The organism is Azospira sp. I13 (assembly GCF_003112695.1).
Taxonomy (GTDB): Bacteria; Pseudomonadota; Gammaproteobacteria; order Burkholderiales; family Rhodocyclaceae; genus Azospira.
In genome coordinates this window covers 1-779 of sequence record NZ_BFBP01000015.1, presented here as the reverse complement: position 1 = coordinate 779, position 779 = coordinate 1, and the positions used below count along the sequence as shown (strand labels likewise).

At 59.9% G+C, this 779-nt stretch carries 1 pseudogene; it reads left to right on the top strand.

The features are described from left to right. Nucleotides 1–779, top strand: a pseudogene (locus AZSI13_RS14950) (diaminopimelate decarboxylase); the annotation flags it as partial.

Genomic DNA, 779 nt, shown 5'->3' with positions numbered 1-779 from the left:
GGCGAGCATAGCAAGCATGGCATCTGGCATGGCGACCTAGTACGCGCCTGCGAAAAGATTAAGTCCAATGATCTGGCCTTGCAGGGCCTGCACATGCACATCGGCTCAGGCGTGGACTACGCACACTTGCAGAAAGTGTGCGGGGCCATGCTGAAGCTGGTAGCGGTAGTGAATGCGCAGGGCTTGGACCTGCGCGCCATCTCCGCGGGCGGCGGTCTGTCCGTTCCCTATCAGGCCGGTGAACCCACGATTGATACGGCGCACTACTTTGCATTATGGGATGCAGCGCGCCATGCCGTGGAACAACTGCTGGAGCATCCGGTGAAACTGGAAATAGAACCGGGCCGCTATTTAATGGCCGAGTCCGGCGTACTGGTCACCGAGGTACGCGCCACGAAGCAACAGGGCGCCAACCATTTTGTGATGGTGGATGCCGGATTCAGTGATCTGGTTCGCCCCGCCCTATACGGCGCCTACCACGGCATGGAGTTGATCCACTCTGATGGCACGGCGGTTAATGGTCTGCAGTTTGATACGGTGGTTGCCGGGCCTCTGTGCGAGTCGGGAGATGTGTTTACGCAGGGAGAAGGTGGCGTGGTGTTGCACCGGTCCTTGCCGCAGGCGCAGGTGGGAGATCTGCTGGTGTTGCACGACACCGGCGCGTATGGCGCCTCCATGTCATCGAACTACAACGCACGCCCGCTGATTGCCGAAGTGCTGATGGAAAATGGTGAGCCCCGGCTTATTCGACGAAGGCAGACGGTGGCTGAGCTGCTCGC